Raw genomic sequence first — 17,185 nt, 5'->3', positions numbered from 1 at the left:
CATCGAACCGGAAGTATATTTCAAAGTAGGCAAACCTGCCCGCACTTATTTCTGAGAGTCATCGCTCACCAATGAAAATCTCACCGCCATGATTATCTACATCAATGACAAACCTTGCAACGCCAAGGTCGGAGACTTGCTGCTCAACACCGCAAAGCTCAATAAAGCGCATATCGGCTACATCTGCGGCGGCAACGGCATCTGCCAGAGTTGCTTCGTCTATGTACTCGAAGGCGCTGAATGCCTCTCTGAACCGGGCGAGGACGAAAAGGCTTTTATCTCCGACAAACTTTTTGCGGAGGGCGGACGCCTCGCCTGCCGCACCACCATCGTCAAGGAAGGAACGATCCGGGTGCTGACCCGTGCCGAAAAATTCCGGCGGATCGTGCTCGGCCTGAACGTCCCAGGCTTCATCACCTACGCACAGACGATCGGCTACAATGTGACAAACAAACTCCCGTCCGGCGTTTCAAGCATCGTGTCGAGAGTGCAGAGCGGGCGACTCAATCCTGTCGATACAATCGGCAAAATCGCCAGCGGCCTCAGCCCGGCATCACAGCTTGTGTACAATAATTTCATCGAGGCCTTTCCCTTCATGCAAGCACCAGTCAACATGGTGAGCGGTGTTGCCAAAAGCGCTATCGACAATGCGTCTGGCGCGCTGTGCACGATCAGCGGCGGTCGACTGCACCTGCCGGGTTCAACCTGCACCGCGCACGACAAACCGGCGGAAGCCATCGAGCGCATTACCATCTCGGCAAAATAAGCCACACGAACCTTTGACCAGCCCCCCCGGCGCCAACAACAGGCTCCGGGGAGCACTCGGCTTTCTGCAAAGCTTGTTTCAGCAATCCTGACGATTTTACTGACGATGGGCTACTCATCCGATTTTGGAACTATCGAATTCGAACTCGGAGTCAAAACTCTCGAACGCTGGTTGCTCAAACCGGAAAAGACGATGAGCGTCTCCATCGCCATTCCAAAAGAGCGTGCCCAGGACGAACGGCGCGTTGCCATTTCGCCGGCTGGAGTGCAGATACTGGTCGAACAGGGTATCCGGGTGGTGGTAGAAAGCAACGCGGGCTGCTTCTGCAATTTCCATGATCAGGATTATGCCGAAGCCGGTGCGATCATCGTCACCTCACCTGAGGAACTGTACCCGCAGGCCAACGTCATCGTCAAGGTCTCGCCTCCGCAACCCGAAGAGCTGCAACTCCTTTTACCCGGCCAGATGCTCATCTCGGCGGTGCATCTCGGCACCGTCAGCCGCCAGATGCTCAAGACGCTGATCGACAAGAACATCACCGCGCTCGGCTTCGAGTTCATCGAAACGAGGGATGGCGAGCTGCCCATCGTCAGAACGCTGAGCGAAATCGCCGGATCGCTGGCCATCCAGACGGCGGCGAAATACCTCGAAACCGGCTATGGCGGCAGCGGTATTCTGCTTGGCGGCATCGCGGGCGTACCACCCGCACACGTCACGATCATCGGCGCGGGCACGGTCGGCCTGTTCGCCGCGCAGGACGCGCTCGGCCTGGGAGCGCAGGTAACGGTCATCGACAAGGAGATCAACCGGCTGCGGCGATTCGAAGCGTTCTTCAACCGACACCTGGTGACGGCCATCGCCAACGAACACTACATTTCGCAGCTCGCGAAAATGTCCGATGTGATGATCGGCGCGCTCAGCCCCAAGCTGAAACTGAACAAACCGCTGGTGAGCGAGCAGGTGGTCAAAACCATGAAACCCGGGTCGGTGATCATCGACGTTTCGATCGACCAGGGAGCCTGTTTCGCCACCAGCCGTCACACAACGCACACCAACCCGATTTACGTCAAGTACGGTGTAACGCACTACTGCGTACCAAACATCCCGTCGGCAGTAGCCAAAACTGCCACGTTCGCGCTGACCAACACGCTTCTGCCATTCCTGCTGAAGCTGAACGCGCACCAGACCATTCCGGAAATTCTCTGGAACAGCCACAGCCTGCGCAAGGGCACCTACCTTTACAAAGGCTACATCACCAAGAAAATCCTCGCCGAACTCACCGATCTTCCTTTCCGCGAAATCGACATGCTGCTCGCGACTGCATAAAAAAGGGCGACCACAAGAACCGCCCCAACATGATCCCATCCGCCAATTTCAGGTCGTCCGCGCACTTCCCAACTCATAGGTAATCGAGCGCTTTCCCCAACTGCCGCGCGATGTACGAGGCGCACGACACGCCGGAGTAGGTCACGGCAATCACCCCCTGGCCGGGGAAGGTACTGTCTCCGGCGGCGAACAAATTCTTTATCGGCGTGCGGTTCTGCGGCTTCAAAAGGATGTTCTGTCCCGGCTTAAGCAGCGGGCCATACGAGCCGTCGCGACGATTGAGGTAGCGCGCATGGCTCTGCGGCGTGGCGGTTACCATAAGTTCGGTGGCATCCTGAATTCCCGGCAGGAGGCGCTCGGCTCTCGCGATGAGTGATTTTGCGAAAGCCTCTTTGGCTGCCTTGTACTCCTGGCTCCGGTATTCATACTGCTCCCACTGCCACGTCTCAGCAGTCACAAAGAGGTGCAGGGCGTGCTTGCCCGGCGGCGCGAGCGACGGGTCGAGCACCGAGGGCGCAGAGAAGTAGATCGTGCCGCCAAGCTCGTCGTACTTCGACCAGTCATCGACAATGATGTGATGCATGTGGAACCCCGGCGGCACGATCGAACCGTCCACGCCAAGCCAGATCTGGAACCAGCTCGGAGCCTTGATGAAACGATCATCCGGAATCCGCAAACGGGGATCGTCCACGAGCTTACTGAAGGTGTCCCACACCGTGGCGTTGCTGACCACCGCCTTCGCACTCACTTCCGTGCCGTCAGAGAGACGAACGCCGACCGCCGAGCCGTTCTTGACGATCACCTTCGACACTTCGCTGCCAAACCGGATCGACCCGCCGAATTTTTCGAACCCCTTCACCAGCGCCGCCGGAATGGTTCCCGAGCCACCGACGGGATAGTTGATTCCTCCATGGTGCCGGTCGGCCAGGCAGATGCCCGCGTTGACCAGCGGGGTTGAAACCGCGTCCTGCACCGCCCACGAGTAGGCTTCGAGATCGATGAAGCGCAGCAGCTCTTTGTCGCTGATGTAACGCCGCGCTACGTTGCCCATCGAAAAGAGCGTCTTGACGCCAAGTGCCATGACCTTCAGCGGATGGCGGGCACCGACAACGCCCAGGTGTATCACATCTTCGAGCGACCCAGCGGGCAATGAATTCAAAATCTCATAGACCGATTCGAGCTCGTCGTAAAATTTCCGGATGCCCGTCCGTTCGTGCGGAAACCGGCGGCAGAGCGATTCGAGAAAACGGTCGCGGTCAAACCAGGCCGGGACGTCGAAGCCCCCCGGCATGTGGTAATGAATCTGCACCGGATCGGGAATAGTCTCGACCGCAATACCGAGCTTGCGGAAAATCCGTGAATGCAGGTTAAGCGTGCCCATTGCGTCGTCATCGCAGAAACCGTAAAACACCGAAGCTCCGGCATCGAAGGTGTAACCTCCCTTCTCAAACGACGAACAGCTCCCACCGGGAAACCTGTTCTTTTCGAAAACGACGGTTGAAAAACCTCGCTCCTGCAACAACGCAGCCGCCGTCAGGCCTCCGATACCCGCCCCAATGACAATGACATCAACCATTTCAGCCATCTTTCACACTTTTTTGTACCGAGCCAAACTATCCGCCACAAAACCATCATTTGGCGATTGACTCAAATTTCTCTAAAGATATATTTTTATATTGGTTGTTATGAACGTCCTTATCAAAGGTCATCGAATTCGCGGCTCTATTCAGGAGATCTCCTCTCAAAGCATTCGGCAAAACCACACCCCATGAAAGAGAACAAACAGACGCTCACAGCTCAGGAACAGCTCAAACAGCAGGAGTTTCAAAAGGAGGCTGTCGCGCATATCAATTCACTCTACAACTATGCGCTGCATCTCACGATGAACCCTGACGATGCCCATGATCTGGTGCAGGAGACATACCTGAAAGCATATAGATTTTTCGATTCCTTCGAGCGGGGAACAAACTGCAAGGCGTGGTTGTTCAAAATTCTCAAAAACAATTACATCAACAAATTTCGTAAAAACGCAAGGGAACCCGGCAAAGTCGATTACGACCTGATCAAGGACTTTTACCATACGATCAAGGATGTGCAGAGCGACACAACCGAAGCCGAGTCGGATTTTTTCCATTCCCTGTTGCACGAAGAGGTTTACCAGGCATTGCAGTCACTTCCCGAAGAGTTCAGGGAAGTCATACAGTTGTGTGACATTGAAGGATTTACCTATGAGGAGATTGCCAACATGGTCGAAAGCCCGATCGGAACGGTTCGATCACGTTTGTACAGAGGCAGAAAACTGTTGCGTGCCAAACTTGAAGATTACGCCAAAAAGCATGGATACGACACCGAAATCGATCAGTGATCCCTTTCATTCAAACAATTTATCAGTTGACAGCCATGAACTGTAACAAAGCAATGGTGCTCATGAGCGCAGCTATTGACGGGGAACTTTCCGCGAAAGAAGAGGAAGAACTTGCCCAACACCTTGCTGAATGTCCTGCATGCCGGGCCGAGTTTCAGGATGCAAAAAAAACCAAAATCATTATCAAAGAACGTATCGTTCGGTTCAAGGCACCGTCAACCCTCATCGAGTCAATTACAAGGCTGACCACCATTACTTCCTGAAGTACCCTCCCCATAAATACAGTATTTTCCTCGCAATCACACAGTCATACAATAAATGCAAAGGTTGTTTTTTGGTTTGATTAATGTGATTTAATAACTATATATCTCAATATTTTTTTCATTCGCACCATTGAATGACGCAAAGAGGCATTAACAGGATTATGACATGAGCAAATCGATGACGATTACAGAAGAGGAAGTAAAAAAATGGCAATTCAATATGCCGGACGAGATGCTCGACGCTGTATCAAACCGGTTCAAACTGCTTTCAGAGCCGATGCGGCTTAAAATTTTGCGAGCGCTCTGCGACCGGGAGCACACGGTTCAGGAGATCGTCAAGGAGGTCGGCGCAAGCCAGGCAAACATCTCCAAGCATCTGGCACTCATGCACGACAACGGTGTCGTCAACCGCCGCAAAGAGGGACTCAAGTGCTACTACCGGATTTCGGACGACAGCATCGTCTACGCCTGCTTTCTCATCTCGAAAAGCGTGGTTGAAAACCTTCAGGACCGTTTGAGCTGGATTCAGAAAGTGAACACCAACCTGACAACCTGAACAGTTTTGCGCAGATAGAACAGATATCAGGGCGATACTCAATATCGCCCTGTTTTTGTTTCCGCCACTCGCCTGACCCTATCCACCAGATAATAACGCCGCCTGACAGACGCGGCATGTACTGATTAACCAACCTTCTTCCCTTCACCCTGCGCTGTTTTTCTTACTGCTCCCCGCCTCGCAGTCTGACAAAATGACCACCATCGTGTCATATCACCGATAAATACACGCATATCTGTCAGACACAGAGCGAATCAAAGTGAAAAAAACGCTTTGGCACGTCTTTTGATGTTTCAATAACAGAGGTGATCAAGGATCGCCACAAACCAAAACGACTGAAAACAAACAAACCATAACGGAGAACACCATGTTGATGAAAATAGCGAAAGACCCAATGAGACTGTTCGATGATATCTGGAGCGGCAGCCAGATGGCTGTAGCTCCGTCATTCAAGGTCGATATTTCTGAAGACGAGAATGCCTACCATCTCGACGCCGAACTTCCGGGCATTGCAAAGGAACAGATCGCACTGAACATTGAGGATGACGTACTCACCATCAAGGCTGAACGCACGCACAAAGAGGAGGAGAAAAAGAAGAATTACCACAGGGTAGAAAGAACCTACGGCTCATTCTCGCGCAGTTTCAATATCGGCGAGATCATCGACCAGGAGCACATCGGCGCGACCTACGACAACGGCGTGCTGCACGTCACACTGCCGAAGACCCAGCCGGCAAAGAAAACCAAGGAAATTCCAATCAACTAACCGATTCTCCCGAACGCCTCCTGACAGAAAGGAGGCGTTCAACGTAGATCAAAACCATTAAAAAAAGGAATTACACATCATGGGTAAAATTATCGGAATCGACCTCGGCACCACCAACTCCTGCGTAGCGGTCATGCAGGGTACCCAGCCGACGGTCATAGAAAACTCTGAAGGCAGCCGCACGACTCCGTCGATGGTCGCTTTCACCAAAACGGGCGAAAGGCTCGTGGGCCAAGCTGCAAAGCGCCAGGCCGTTACCAACCCGAAAAACACCATTTTTTCGATCAAGCGCTTCATGGGCCGCAAATACGACGAAGTGCCGAACGAGAAAAAGCTTGCCTCGTACGACGTGGTCAATGAAGGTGGCTATGCCAAGGTGAAGATCGGCGACAAAACGTATTCTCCACAGGAGATCTCGGCCATGATCCTGCAGAAGATGAAGCAGACGGCAGAAGACTTCCTCGGAGAAAAGGTCACCGAAGCTGTTATTACCGTACCGGCATACTTCAACGACGCTCAGCGTCAGGCCACCAAGGACGCAGGCAAAATCGCGGGTCTCGAAGTCAAGCGCATCATCAACGAGCCGACCGCTGCAGCGCTGGCTTACGGCCTCGACAAGAAAAAGGAAAACGAGAAAGTGGCCGTCTTCGACCTTGGCGGCGGTACGTTTGACATCTCGATTCTCGAACTCGGCGGTGGCGTGTTCGAGGTGAAATCGACCGATGGTGACACCCACCTCGGCGGTGACGATTTCGACCAGGTGATCATCAACTATCTGGCCGACGAGTTTAAGAAACAGGAAGGCATCGACCTTCGCAAGGACGCTATCGCCCTCCAGCGCTTGAAAGAGGCTGCCGAAAAGGCCAAAATCGAACTGTCATCACGCACCGACACCGAGATCAACCTCCCCTTCATCACCGCGACCCAGGAAGGCCCGAAGCATCTCGTAATCAACCTTACCCGCGCCAAGTTCGAGGCGATGAGTGCGGCGTTGTTCGACAAGTTGTTCGAACCGTGCCGCCGCGCCATCAAAAACTCAAAGTTCGACATAAAGGAGATCGACGAGGTGGTGCTGGTTGGCGGCTCGACACGCATTCCGAAGGTACAGGCGCTCGTGAAGGAGTTCTTCGGCAAGGAGCCCAACAAGAGCGTGAACCCCGACGAGGTGGTTGCCATCGGTGCAGCGATTCAGGGTGGCGTGCTTCAGGGCGACGTCACCGACGTGCTCCTGCTCGACGTCACTCCGCTGTCGCTCGGTATCGAAACCCTCGGCGGCGTCATGACCAAGCTGATCGAAGCCAACACCACCATTCCGACCCGCAAGCAGGAGATCTTCTCCACCGCTGCAGACAACCAGACTTCGGTTGAGGTGCACGTGCTGCAGGGCGAGCGCCCGATGGCTAGCGACAACAAGACCCTCGGCAGGTTCCACCTCAGCGACATTCCGCCGGCACCGCGCGGCGTTCCGCAGATCGAGGTGACCTTCGACATCGACGCAAACGGCATCCTGAACGTGTCGGCCAAGGACAAGGCGACCGGCAAAGAGCAAAGCATCAAGATCGAGGCCAGCGGCAAGCTCACCGAGGCCGAGATCGAGAAAATGAAAGAGGACGCGAAAGCCCACGCCGCCGAAGACCAGAAGCGCAAGGAGGAGATCGAGCTGAAGAACTCTGCCGACTCGCTGATCTTCAGCACCGAAAAGCAGCTCACCGAGCTTGGAGACAAGCTTCCTGCGGACAAGAAGGCTGCCATCGAGAGCGCGCTCGAAAAACTGAAAGAGGCGCACAAGAGCGGCAGAGTTGATGCGATCAAACCCGCAATGGACGAGCTGAGCAAGGTCTGGAGCGATGCTGCTTCGAACCTTTACGGCCAGCCTGGCGCGGAACCGCAGCCCGAAACCAACGGCCACGCCGGAGGCAGCAAAGGCGGCGACGGAGCGGTCAACGCTGAATACGAAGTGATCGACGGCGACGACAAGTAAAAGCTATCGAGCCAACCACAATCAAAAAGCCCCGTATCAGTAAGAACGGGGCTTTTTGCGTTTATGACGATGAAGCGGGTTGAACACTACCTGTCATTGCGAAGAATGCAGCGGCTCGGCCAATCAAGTTCACCCCTCAGCGCAAAGCATCTCCTCCAGAATGTCCGAGGCCGTGGCGACGGCACTGACGCACACCGTTTCAAAGAGCTTCAGCTCACGCGCTTTTTGCAGGTTTTCCGGCTCTCCGATGCAGAGACCGAGAATCGATTCGCAACGGGCTGAACCCATGCGCTTTTCGAACTCTTCAATAAATTGCCGACCAAGCTCGTACGTTTTCTTTCTGTTCACCAGCTCCTCGACGCCGCCCATGCCGTAGCGCATCGACAGCACCATCAGCGCCCCGGTCACCGCGCCGCACATCCCGCCACCCGACCCGGCCACGCCGCCGCCGAACATCGTCGCCAGCCTCAGCGCGCTCGCTTCGTCCAGCACCTTGGTCTGCCGAAAAGCTGCAAACACCGCTTGGCTGCAATTGCATCGATTGCTGAACAGTTCCAGAGCTCTTTCTTTTCTGTGCATGGGATTTATACGGTAAAGAGATTTTGATAATCGGGTTAATTTAGGAAAAGGTCTGCAAATAAAAAATTTTATAGCTTAAACGATCAGGCAAGCTGTAAATATACTCAACCAATGAACATTAACGCCTAAGTGTTTGAGCAGCATCCCTTAACGACAGCATTGCAAGGACGGGAAGTGCGCACTATCTGAAAAAAGTCGGAAAATCATCACACACAACTTCCCGTAAAGGAGGTGAGCGAGGCTATGAAATCTTTTTTTATTTGCAGACCTTTTGCTAACTTGAACCAACTAAGGTTTACACCACCAAGAGGTGCCCAGTCAGCCAATCAAACCGAGCAGAACCATGCAACCTCAGCTCAGCCGCCCACAAACCGCATCCAACCAGGTTCGCAAAGCTGTTTCCGGCCCATGGTCAGGAAATGCGGTACACAAAGCCGAAAAGTATTTCATTACATCAGCAAAACGCGATCGCGACGGCAAGCTTCAGATCGAGCTTGTTCCGGCTTCTGGCCGCCGCAAGCTGTCGCCAACCCCGGAGATGATCCGCCGGCTCATCGATGGCGAAATCGAGATTTACATCCTCACCACCCAGCCTGACATCGCCATCGACATGAACAAGGAGATCATCGACATGGAAAACCGCTATGTCATTGATTTTGACAAACGCGGCGTCAAGTGGACGATGCGGGAGATTCCTGTTTTCTACCACGAAGGCAAGGGGCTGTGCGTGGAGCTTCATAACAAGATTTACACCCTCGACCAGTTTTTCAAATAAACAAGCTTGTTTCAGCACCTCTCTCAAGCAAATCTGTTCAAAAAGAGCCATGTACCAGCGTGGCTCTTTTTTTGCCCATAAAAAACGCCCGGTGATGTCCGGGCTTTTCAGAGTGCCTGCAATTACTTCTTATCGAGATTCTTTTGGGCGAGTTTCGCCTCAGGAGATTGCGGATAAAGATTGAGTACATCCTTGTAACGCGCTTTTGCGTTGGCCTCATCTCCGATTTTCGCGAATGAAAGTCCCTGCTTGTACAGCGCAGCGGGCCGTTTCGGACTCTTTGTATATCTGGCAATCACGGTCTGATATTCAAGGATGGCCTTCTCGTACCACTTTTCGTTGTAATAAGTCTCAGCCAAGAAGAACTGGGCGTCGGCAACTTTCGGCGATTTGGGATTACCGGTCATAAAAGCATTGAAACTCTCGCGAGCGCCAGCGTAATCTCCCCTCTTCATTTTGATCAACCCTTCGCTGAGTAATGCCTCACCAGTTGCAGCCGAAGCCTCTTCTTTAGACTGAGCCGATGTACTTCCAGAAGAATTGCTTGACATTGAAGATGACGGTGGTGGCGGCAAAACCTTCGGCACCAAAGACTTGTCTTTTCCGGTACTCTCAATCCCGAGATATTGTTCTATCCTTGCAATCCGGTTTTCAAGATCATCGACCTTTCTGACCAGCAGGGAATCCTCCATATCGAGCCTTTTCTTTGAAGTCCGATAATCGTATTGCAATTCATCGATTTTCCCATTAAGAGAAGCGATCTCTTCACGGTACTGGGTCATTTCGGAATAGGAACCCGCAGACTGCTGTTTTATAACCGTTGACTCCTGCTTGAGCTGCGAAACCTCCCCCTGAACATAGCTCAGATCTTTCTGCGATGCACATGCAGAAAGAAAAATGGCAGGAACCAACAAAAGACGTCTGGTTTTCATCATGGATCGATATTTGGTTCATGAATAACAAAACCGGGGGCTGGGCATAACCCGGCCTCCGGTATAGTGCTCATTCGATCGGAAGATTTACTTCACGACAAAATGGTCTCTTCTGTTCTTTGCCCAAGCCTCTTCGTTATGACCGGGGTCAAACGGCTTTTCTTCGCCGTAACTGACGGTAGAAAGACGGCCTCCGCTTACTCCAAGGTTAACCAGATACATTCTGGCTGCTTCAGCACGACGCTCACCAAGCGCGATGTTGTACTCATCGGTCCCCCGCTCATCGCAATGTCCCTCAATGATCACGGCAGAAGTAGGGTTTTTCTGCATCCAGGCGGCATTCTGATTGAGTTGTTCCTGTGCTTCGGAGCTTAGTGCCGAACTGTCGAAATCGAAGAAAATATCACCAATAATTGAACCGGCCTTGCCCCCTTGGCCGATATCTTCCACACTCACTCCTGCTCCTGCTCCAGTTCCGCCTCCCATTCCCGATCCATAACCGGCTCTGGAGGTTTCATCTGTTGATACTGCACTTTTTGAAGAACAGCCTGCCAAAATGATCATGGCCGCACCGATAATTCCTGTTAACGTACGTCTCATGGGTATTCTCTCGTTGTGTTGATGGAATAAAAAAAGACTGGAAAGCTTTTATGCCCTCCATATCTTCATGGCAAATTTACTTCTCCACGAAATGCGCCCATCTGTTCTTTGACCCCGCTGTTTCATCGTGCCCAAGGTCAAACGGTTTTTCTTCACTGTAACTGATAGTGGTCATTCGTGCCTGATCGGCACCAAAACTCATCATACCTTGCACTTGCATTCCCTACGTTCGCCAAGTGCCATGTTGTACTCCGATGTACCCCGTTCGTCGCAATGACCTTCAACGACAATGCTTTTTCCTGCATGAGAAGCCATCTACTCGGCATTTTTCCTGAGCTGCGCATCACCTTCTAGCGTAATTCTGGAACGGTCATAAATCCCTCTCTTTAGTAAAGGCTGACAAAATGAGCCACTACTTGCTTACAGACCATGATGGCTGCTGCTGCTCACCTTGCATATTCAGCAAAGGGCGCTGATTCGAACCGTCAGCATTCATGACGTAGAGCCGTCTTCTGCCATCCCGGGTCGATGAAAAAACAATCATGCTTCCATCAGGAGACCACGACGGATGCTCATTATTGCCTGAACCACTGGTCAGCTGAAGCAGACCTGATCCGTCGACATTTATCGAAAATATATTGATTTCACCACTCTTTTGCATTGAAGAGTACAAGATTTTGTCGCCGTTTGGTGACCATGAGGGCTGGGTATTGTAGATGCCACTGTAGGTCAGTCGCCGAACCTGGCCACTATTCATATCCTGAATGAAAATCTGTGGACCACCTTGCCGGGTCGAGACAAACGCCATTTTCGAGCCGTCTGGCGAAAAGGTTGGAGACACATCGATGCCGCCGCCTTTGGTCAACCGGCGCTCGACCGTGCCATCGGCCCTGATGAGGTAAAGGTCCTGATCGCCCTCGTAGGAGAGTGTTGTCACAAGCGTGTTCGTGCCTGGACGCCATGCCGGGCTGATGCACACCCCGTGCTTGTTGACCGAAACTTTCGCGCCAGTGGCGATATTCTTGATATAGAGATTAGGCTTACCGCTCGTATAATCCGTCCATGCGATGTAAGTACCATCTGGCGAAACTGCGGGCGTAAGAGAGATTGACCTCGAATTGGTGAGCTGCACGACATTCTCTCCGTCGAAATCACACATGTAAATCTCTTTGTTCCCGGTGCGGTTGGCGACAAAAACGATTCTGGTGCCGAAAACGGAGCGTTTGCCAGTAAGCAACTCGACAAGATCGGCACAGAAACGCAAGCCGATCGCCCGGAGCTGGGACTCTTCCCCAGTATAGGTACGAGCGAGCAGCGACTTGCCGGATGAATCATAAACATGCATTTCGAGAACAGGTCGTCCCGACCTCTTTGTCACAGAACCGCCCGCGTAAATATCGCCGCCAACAGATGCAATGGAGGCAAAATTCAGCCCGCCATTCTGACCATTCCTGATATTCAGAGGGGCCGGCAGCAGATTGAACAGACCGGTGAAATCGAGTCCCTTATTGATAGTAACATCAAGACTTCTGGCCCACTCCCTCTGCTTGCCACCGTCGGCAGATGTTTTGTCAAGGACGACCGCAATCCTGCTGGCACCCTCTTTACGGATAGCAATGTATTCACCAACCTCTTCAGCTCTGAGCGTGAATGGCACGAAGAGCATACCGAACAGCATGATGCAGAGACAGGCGAATGAATTTCTGGTGCTTCTCATATCAGTCGGAAATGAATTTATGTTTTCGTAACAGGTAAAAACAGTTCGGGCGGGACACAGTCATGGCCTTAATCATGCAAACCGGTAAAAAACACCTCAAAACTGTCAGGGGGACAGCCTTTCTGAGTATACAACAACTTTGCGATACAAGGCAACCTATCAACAGAGATGTTCAGCGCCCGACACCTTCGGGAGTGAAAACAAACCCTACCCAGATCCCTTTGGCACCGTATTCCCTGGGAAGCGAGGGAAATGGCATCGATTTGGCAAGCGCGTTTTTGACGGAATTGTTCAGGTATTCGCTCGATGATTTACGGTCATAGCGAATCTCGTTGACCGATCCGTCCGGCAGAATCAGCAGGGAAACGTAGACCTCCATGCCCGAAGTGCTCCGAACCATCTGGCTTGAAAAAGACCAGTTGTTCTGGATAATGTCGGCAATTCTGGCCTTGTAGGAATCGAACGCTCCCCCGCCACCAGTGCCGTAACGTCCACCACCAGCGCCTGAGCCGGAACCGGATCTGGCAGGACCACCGCCGCCGGACGCAACTTTTTTCTGAAGATTGGCCAATGTACTGCTGAGATTGCTCGGAGCCGCAGATTTGCCCGTTTCTGCTTTCTGGCTGGCCGATTTACTCTTCAGCCGTTCAAGAGCTTCCTGAAGATTCTTCCGTTCATCCGCTGCACTCTGCGTCTTCGGCGCTGGCTCGGGAGCCTTTACCGGAGCTTTGAGCGGAGGCTTTTCAGGAATCTTCTTGACTGCCGCCACAGGCTCGGCAATCTTTTTCCGTTCATCCGCTGCGCTCTGCGTCTTCGACGCTGGCTCGGGAGCCTTTACTGGAGCTTTGACCGGAGGCTTTTCAGGAATCTTCTTGACTGCCGCCACAGGCTTGGCAATCTTTTTCACTGGTTGAGGAGGTGGCTCTGCCACCTTCTTTGCCGACGCCAGTTCGGGAGTTTCCGCCTGCTTCTCAATGGCGGCTGGCGGTGTTTCGGGACTTTTCGGCCCGCCAGCGGGACCGGGAAGTCCGGGCATCTGCACCAACGAAACATTGACGATCTTCATCGGCGGATGCATCCGGACGTAAAGCAGCTGAAGAACAACGACAGCAGCAACAACGGCCACATGCGCTGCCGCGGCAATACCAAGCCAGACGTAAAACCGCCGCTGTTCAAGTTTCAGTTCAACCCTGCGCTGCATACCTTGCCTGCCGAATCAACGTTTCTGGCTATCAGTCACCAACGGTTCAGTGACCATGCCGACCTTTTCCACCCCGGCATCCCTGATCGCTGCCATGACCGACATAACGAAACCGTACGGCAGTGTCTTGTCGGCCTTGAGATAGACCTCTTCAGCCTTCATTGATTCGAGAATTTTCGGCAGGCGCTCGGATATCTGCGATTCGTCGAGCTGATAATTGTTGATCATGATCTTTCTCGACGCATCGACGCTCACCACAAGCCCTTTTGGATCGATATCCATCCGCTCATGCGTCGTCTGCGGAACATCCACCTTCATACCGCTGGTCATCATGGGAGCCGTCACCATGAAGATAACGAGCAGCACCAGCATGACGTCAACGAAAGGCGTCACGTTGATCTCGCTCATGAGCCTGGTTTTCTGACCGGTCATCATCGCCGAACTCCCGCTTACTGATTGAGATATGAGTCGACGAAGTCGAGAGCGAAATCTTCCATGTCACGCTCTATCTGACCGATCTGATGGGCCAGATAGTTGTAACCCATCACGGCCGGAATCGCCGCAACCAAACCAGTCGCCGTGGCCACGAGTGCCTCCGAGATGCCCGGAGCAACTGCCGCAAGCGAGGCCGATTTCATCAGACCAATATTTTGGAAAGAGCTCATAATACCCCAGACAGTGCCAAACAGGCCGATGAAGGGGGCGGTGTTGCCAACCGTAGCCAGAAACGGCACCATGTGAGTCAGGCGCTTGCTTTCGGCGTTGACCTCGCGTTTGACGGCAAGCATGATGCGCTCCTTCACATTTGATGCGGTGGCGCGGTCACGCATCCCGCTATACTCGATGTAACCGGCGCGGAATACTCTCGCAAGGGAACTGTTCCGGTAGTTTTCGCTCGCTGCGAACAGCTTGTCTGCATTCCTCAAGTCGAAAAACGAGTCCAGAAAATCCTGCGACTCATTCATCGACTTTCTGACAAACCCGAACTTCCAGGCGATAATCGCCCAGGAAATGATTGAAAAAAGGATCAACACCAGCAGCACCATCACCACCACCGGACCGGAGCCGGCAATCATCGAGACGATTCCGCCACTCGCATGTTCAAGCATGTTCGATTCCCTCTGATAGGTTCACAATGATAAAGAGACCAGATTCCGGACAACCAGGTAGGCGACAGCGGAACCCGATATTGCACACAATGTATTGACCAGATCATTGTTTACAAAATCATATCCCTTGAGCAGTTCGTTGGCGACACGACTGCCGTCGGAAGCGATGCTGTGCGTCCGTTCCGTCACCTTCTGGCGGATGGGATCGTAATACTGAGCCTGCACCGTCGCGCCAAAAAAGCTGTCCACGAGGCTGGCGAAAAGTCCGGAAACGCCAATCACCAGAAGCGACGTCACGATGCCAACCTGATCGATCCATGACACATTCATCAGAACGGCGCTTGAACAGATGAGCAGCGAACCGAGAAACGATGCCAACGTGCCGGGAATGGAGACGCCACCGGAGGTTCCAACCGGCACATCCTTGAAGGTGGTAATGAGGCGCGCTTTGGCATTGGGCCACATCGTGCCGATTTCGGTCGCCCAGGTATCGGCCTGCACGGCGGCGAGCGTGCCGAGATAGGCAAAGAAAATGTAGGGATCGCCGGTCAGCGAGTAGATCACCATCATGATCCATGCCACGCCGCCATTGGCGTACACTTGACCGGCATCGCGCTGGGATCCCTTCTCGAACACCAGGTCGAACTTCGCCTTCCGCTTGTGACCGAGCTTGGAGAGAATGGAGGAAAGCAGATAGAAGGTCAGCATCGGCACGGTCCAGACCATGCCGCCAACGCCGAAAATGGTCGTTCCGAGCAGAAAAGTCGCCGTGGCGCCGCTGTTGTTGAGAAACTTGACCTTGATCGAAAAGATCGCAATGAAAAGTGCAAAAAGCCCGCCAAGAAGTAAGCCGTCAATCGTCACCATACTGTTGACATCGACCACATAAAGCACATAGGCAATCGCAAGCGGGATGAAAAGATTGTCGAGACCCCACGAAAGCAGCGCTTCAACAGCCGTGACCAGCAGCGCCAGAAGCAATGCCAGGGCAAGCAGCTTCCAGATCGGCTGTCCAACGAGCCCCCCGGTAAAGGCGTCCCGGAAAACAAAGATTGATACAGAAAGAATGACAAGGCTGGAAATGAACATGGCCATCGACCCCTCAATGCTCTTCCGGCTTTTGGTGAGGTTCTCGATATGCCGTCCACCGGCTGCCGTCCCCACCAGTGCAGCCAGCGCATCGCCAATACCCAGCACCAGCATTGAGATTTGGAGAATCCAGACATGCTCACCCCACAGAAACAGTGCCTGCAAGAAAAATACCAACGGAAAAAGCACCGGCCCGTAACTGATGACCCTCTCCCCCTCCTGCGTTACGACCGGCTCGCCGTGCAACGATTGCAGAATCCCGGCCTTGAGGCTCACCAGTCCGACAACGGCAAACAGAAAAGCGGCGGCGAGAGGATAAAAATTCGAGCTGAAGTACGATGGAATGAAAAACATCACGACCCCCATGCACAGGTGAATCACCTTCCGGACGACAAGCGGAGTAACACTGAATTTTCTGGTCAACAGCTCACCAAGCACCAAAAAAAATCCGACGAGAGTCAAAAGAAGAAAAAAAGAGGGCATATCCTGCGGAGAGGGAGACTGGATGTTCACCATGGTACTGATATTTGGTTTACAGGTGCCGCATAAACAGAATCCTGTGTTTCAAAGATACAATTATTAAGTTTTTACACCACTACGATCAAATGAAAATGGGTCTGTTCTGTAAGATACCATGTGTAAACGGTCATCGTGTCCTCTCATGTAACAAGGAGCAAAACTATGACCAGAAAGAAAGACAAGACCCCGGACATTCAGGGCGAGCTGATCGGGCAGCTCGGCTATCCAAAGCATCTACCCATCATGCCCAACACCGGCAACAGCCGCAACGAACACGGCATGAGCGTCCGCGACATGCAGGCCATGTTGCTGGAAAACTCTACCAGCTCGAAGTCTCCGAAGCGCTCATCAGCAGCGTGACCGACGCGGTGCTCGACAACGTGCATGCCTGGCAGAGTCGCCCGCTCGCTGCGCAACGTGCTGAAAACCAAAGGCTCATTCCCGACTGACGAATCGATTATCAAGCTGATCTATCTTGCCATGCAGAATATTGCCAAAAAATGGACGATGCCGCTACGCAACCGGGGTGCGGTTATCAATCAGTTTTTCATTACATTAGAGGGAACGGGGCCCCTATGAAAACGACCGTTGACACACTTGGCTGAACAGGCTCGAATAATGTGATTGTCGCGCTCCGGATG

At 52.9% G+C, this 17,185-nt stretch carries 18 protein-coding genes and 1 pseudogene; 10 read left to right on the top strand and 9 right to left on the bottom strand.

The genetic code is table 11. The annotated features are described in order from the left end of the window. The first annotated feature begins 88 nt into the window (after nt 1–88). Together AYT24_RS03040 and AYT24_RS03035 are read left to right on the top strand one after the other, a co-directional pair. Nucleotides 89–766: a 2Fe-2S iron-sulfur cluster-binding protein gene (locus AYT24_RS03040; protein ID WP_010932335.1), complete on the top strand. Its 678-nt coding sequence runs from the start codon at nt 89–91 to the stop codon at nt 764–766. A gap of 105 nt (nt 767–871) precedes the next feature. Continuing rightward, a complete protein-coding gene (locus tag AYT24_RS03035) occupies nt 872–2,092 on the top strand; it encodes an alanine dehydrogenase (RefSeq protein WP_164926898.1) in 1,221 nt (406 codons plus the stop codon). A gap of 73 nt (nt 2,093–2,165) precedes the next feature. On the opposite strand, the gene AYT24_RS03030 is transcribed toward AYT24_RS03035, so the two are convergent. Then, the gene (locus tag AYT24_RS03030; RefSeq protein ID WP_164926897.1) at nt 2,166–3,677 is read right to left on the bottom strand and encodes an FAD-dependent oxidoreductase; all 1,512 of its coding nucleotides are present in this window, start codon (nt 3,675–3,677) and stop codon (nt 2,166–2,168) included. A gap of 183 nt (nt 3,678–3,860) precedes the next feature. On the opposite strand from AYT24_RS03030, the gene AYT24_RS03025 reads away from it, so the two are divergent. The 5 genes from AYT24_RS03025 (at nt 3,861) to dnaK (ending at nt 8,023) form a co-directional block, all read left to right on the top strand. Continuing rightward, a complete protein-coding gene (locus AYT24_RS03025) occupies nt 3,861–4,457 on the top strand; it encodes a sigma-70 family RNA polymerase sigma factor (RefSeq protein ID WP_010932332.1) in 597 nt (198 codons plus the stop codon). A 35-nt stretch (nt 4,458–4,492) separates the two neighbouring features. Further along, entirely contained in the window at nt 4,493–4,720 is a 228-nt protein-coding gene (locus AYT24_RS03020) for an anti-sigma factor family protein (RefSeq protein ID WP_010932331.1), read from the top strand. Nucleotides 4,721–4,886: 166 nt separating this feature from the next. Further along, nucleotides 4,887–5,276, top strand: a complete 390-nt coding sequence (locus AYT24_RS03015) for an ArsR/SmtB family transcription factor (RefSeq protein WP_010932330.1) — start codon at nt 4,887–4,889, stop codon at nt 5,274–5,276. A gap of 367 nt (nt 5,277–5,643) precedes the next feature. After that, nucleotides 5,644–6,042, top strand: coding sequence for an Hsp20/alpha crystallin family protein (locus tag AYT24_RS03010; RefSeq protein WP_010932328.1), 399 nt, complete (start codon nt 5,644–5,646; stop codon nt 6,040–6,042). A 79-nt stretch (nt 6,043–6,121) separates the two neighbouring features. After that, a complete protein-coding gene (gene dnaK, locus AYT24_RS03005; RefSeq protein WP_010932327.1) occupies nt 6,122–8,023 on the top strand; it encodes a molecular chaperone DnaK in 1,902 nt (633 codons plus the stop codon). Nucleotides 8,024–8,152: 129 nt separating this feature from the next. Here the strand turns inward: dnaK and AYT24_RS03000 are convergent, their stop codons facing one another. After that, nucleotides 8,153–8,602, bottom strand: coding sequence for a C-GCAxxG-C-C family protein (locus AYT24_RS03000; RefSeq protein ID WP_010932326.1), 450 nt, complete (start codon nt 8,600–8,602; stop codon nt 8,153–8,155). Nucleotides 8,603–8,945: 343 nt separating this feature from the next. Between AYT24_RS03000 and pscD the strand changes: the two genes are divergently transcribed. Continuing rightward, nucleotides 8,946–9,377 carry a photosystem P840 reaction center protein PscD gene (pscD, locus tag AYT24_RS02995; protein WP_010932325.1) on the top strand — a complete coding sequence of 144 codons (432 nt, stop codon included), beginning with the start codon at nt 8,946–8,948 and terminating at the stop codon, nt 9,375–9,377. 122 nt (nt 9,378–9,499) lie between these two features. On the opposite strand, the gene ybgF is transcribed toward pscD, so the two are convergent. From ybgF to AYT24_RS02960, 7 genes are all read right to left on the bottom strand, one after another. Beyond that, complete coding sequence (gene ybgF / locus AYT24_RS02990; protein ID WP_164926896.1) at nt 9,500–10,312, bottom strand: tol-pal system protein YbgF; 813 nt, start codon at nt 10,310–10,312, stop codon at nt 9,500–9,502. 84 nt (nt 10,313–10,396) lie between these two features. Then, nucleotides 10,397–10,909 carry a peptidoglycan-associated lipoprotein Pal gene (pal, locus tag AYT24_RS02985; protein ID WP_010932322.1) on the bottom strand — a complete coding sequence of 171 codons (513 nt, stop codon included), beginning with the start codon at nt 10,907–10,909 and terminating at the stop codon, nt 10,397–10,399. A 412-nt stretch (nt 10,910–11,321) separates the two neighbouring features. Then, a complete protein-coding gene (gene tolB / locus AYT24_RS02980) occupies nt 11,322–12,626 on the bottom strand; it encodes a Tol-Pal system beta propeller repeat protein TolB (RefSeq protein ID WP_010932320.1) in 1,305 nt (434 codons plus the stop codon). Between the two features lie 172 nt (nt 12,627–12,798). Continuing rightward, nucleotides 12,799–13,827 (bottom strand): cell envelope integrity protein TolA, encoded by a 1,029-nt coding sequence (locus tag AYT24_RS02975; protein ID WP_010932319.1) that lies wholly within the window; start codon nt 13,825–13,827, stop codon nt 12,799–12,801. Nucleotides 13,828–13,842: 15 nt separating this feature from the next. Then, the gene (gene tolR / locus AYT24_RS02970; RefSeq protein WP_010932318.1) at nt 13,843–14,262 is read right to left on the bottom strand and encodes a protein TolR; all 420 of its coding nucleotides are present in this window, start codon (nt 14,260–14,262) and stop codon (nt 13,843–13,845) included. A gap of 14 nt (nt 14,263–14,276) precedes the next feature. After that, nucleotides 14,277–14,936: a protein TolQ gene (gene tolQ / locus AYT24_RS02965; RefSeq protein ID WP_010932317.1), complete on the bottom strand. Its 660-nt coding sequence runs from the start codon at nt 14,934–14,936 to the stop codon at nt 14,277–14,279. Between the two features lie 21 nt (nt 14,937–14,957). After that, complete coding sequence (locus tag AYT24_RS02960) at nt 14,958–16,541, bottom strand: DUF92 domain-containing protein (RefSeq protein ID WP_164926895.1); 1,584 nt, start codon at nt 16,539–16,541, stop codon at nt 14,958–14,960. A 279-nt stretch (nt 16,542–16,820) separates the two neighbouring features. On the opposite strand from AYT24_RS02960, the pseudogene AYT24_RS10725 reads away from it, so the two are divergent. Continuing rightward, nucleotides 16,821–16,951, top strand: a pseudogene (locus tag AYT24_RS10725) (transposase); the annotation flags it as partial. After that, complete coding sequence (locus AYT24_RS02950) at nt 16,929–17,123, top strand: hypothetical protein (RefSeq protein ID WP_193331659.1); 195 nt, start codon at nt 16,929–16,931, stop codon at nt 17,121–17,123. The pseudogene AYT24_RS10725 and the gene AYT24_RS02950, both read left to right, overlap by 23 nt. The last annotated feature ends 62 nt before the right edge of the window (nt 17,124–17,185 follow it).

Source organism: Chlorobaculum tepidum TLS, from assembly GCF_000006985.1.
Lineage (GTDB): Bacteria > Bacteroidota > Chlorobiia > Chlorobiales > Chlorobiaceae > Chlorobaculum > Chlorobaculum tepidum.
Note: the sequence above shows the minus strand (reverse complement) of the source record. Positions and strands in the feature narration are given on the sequence as shown.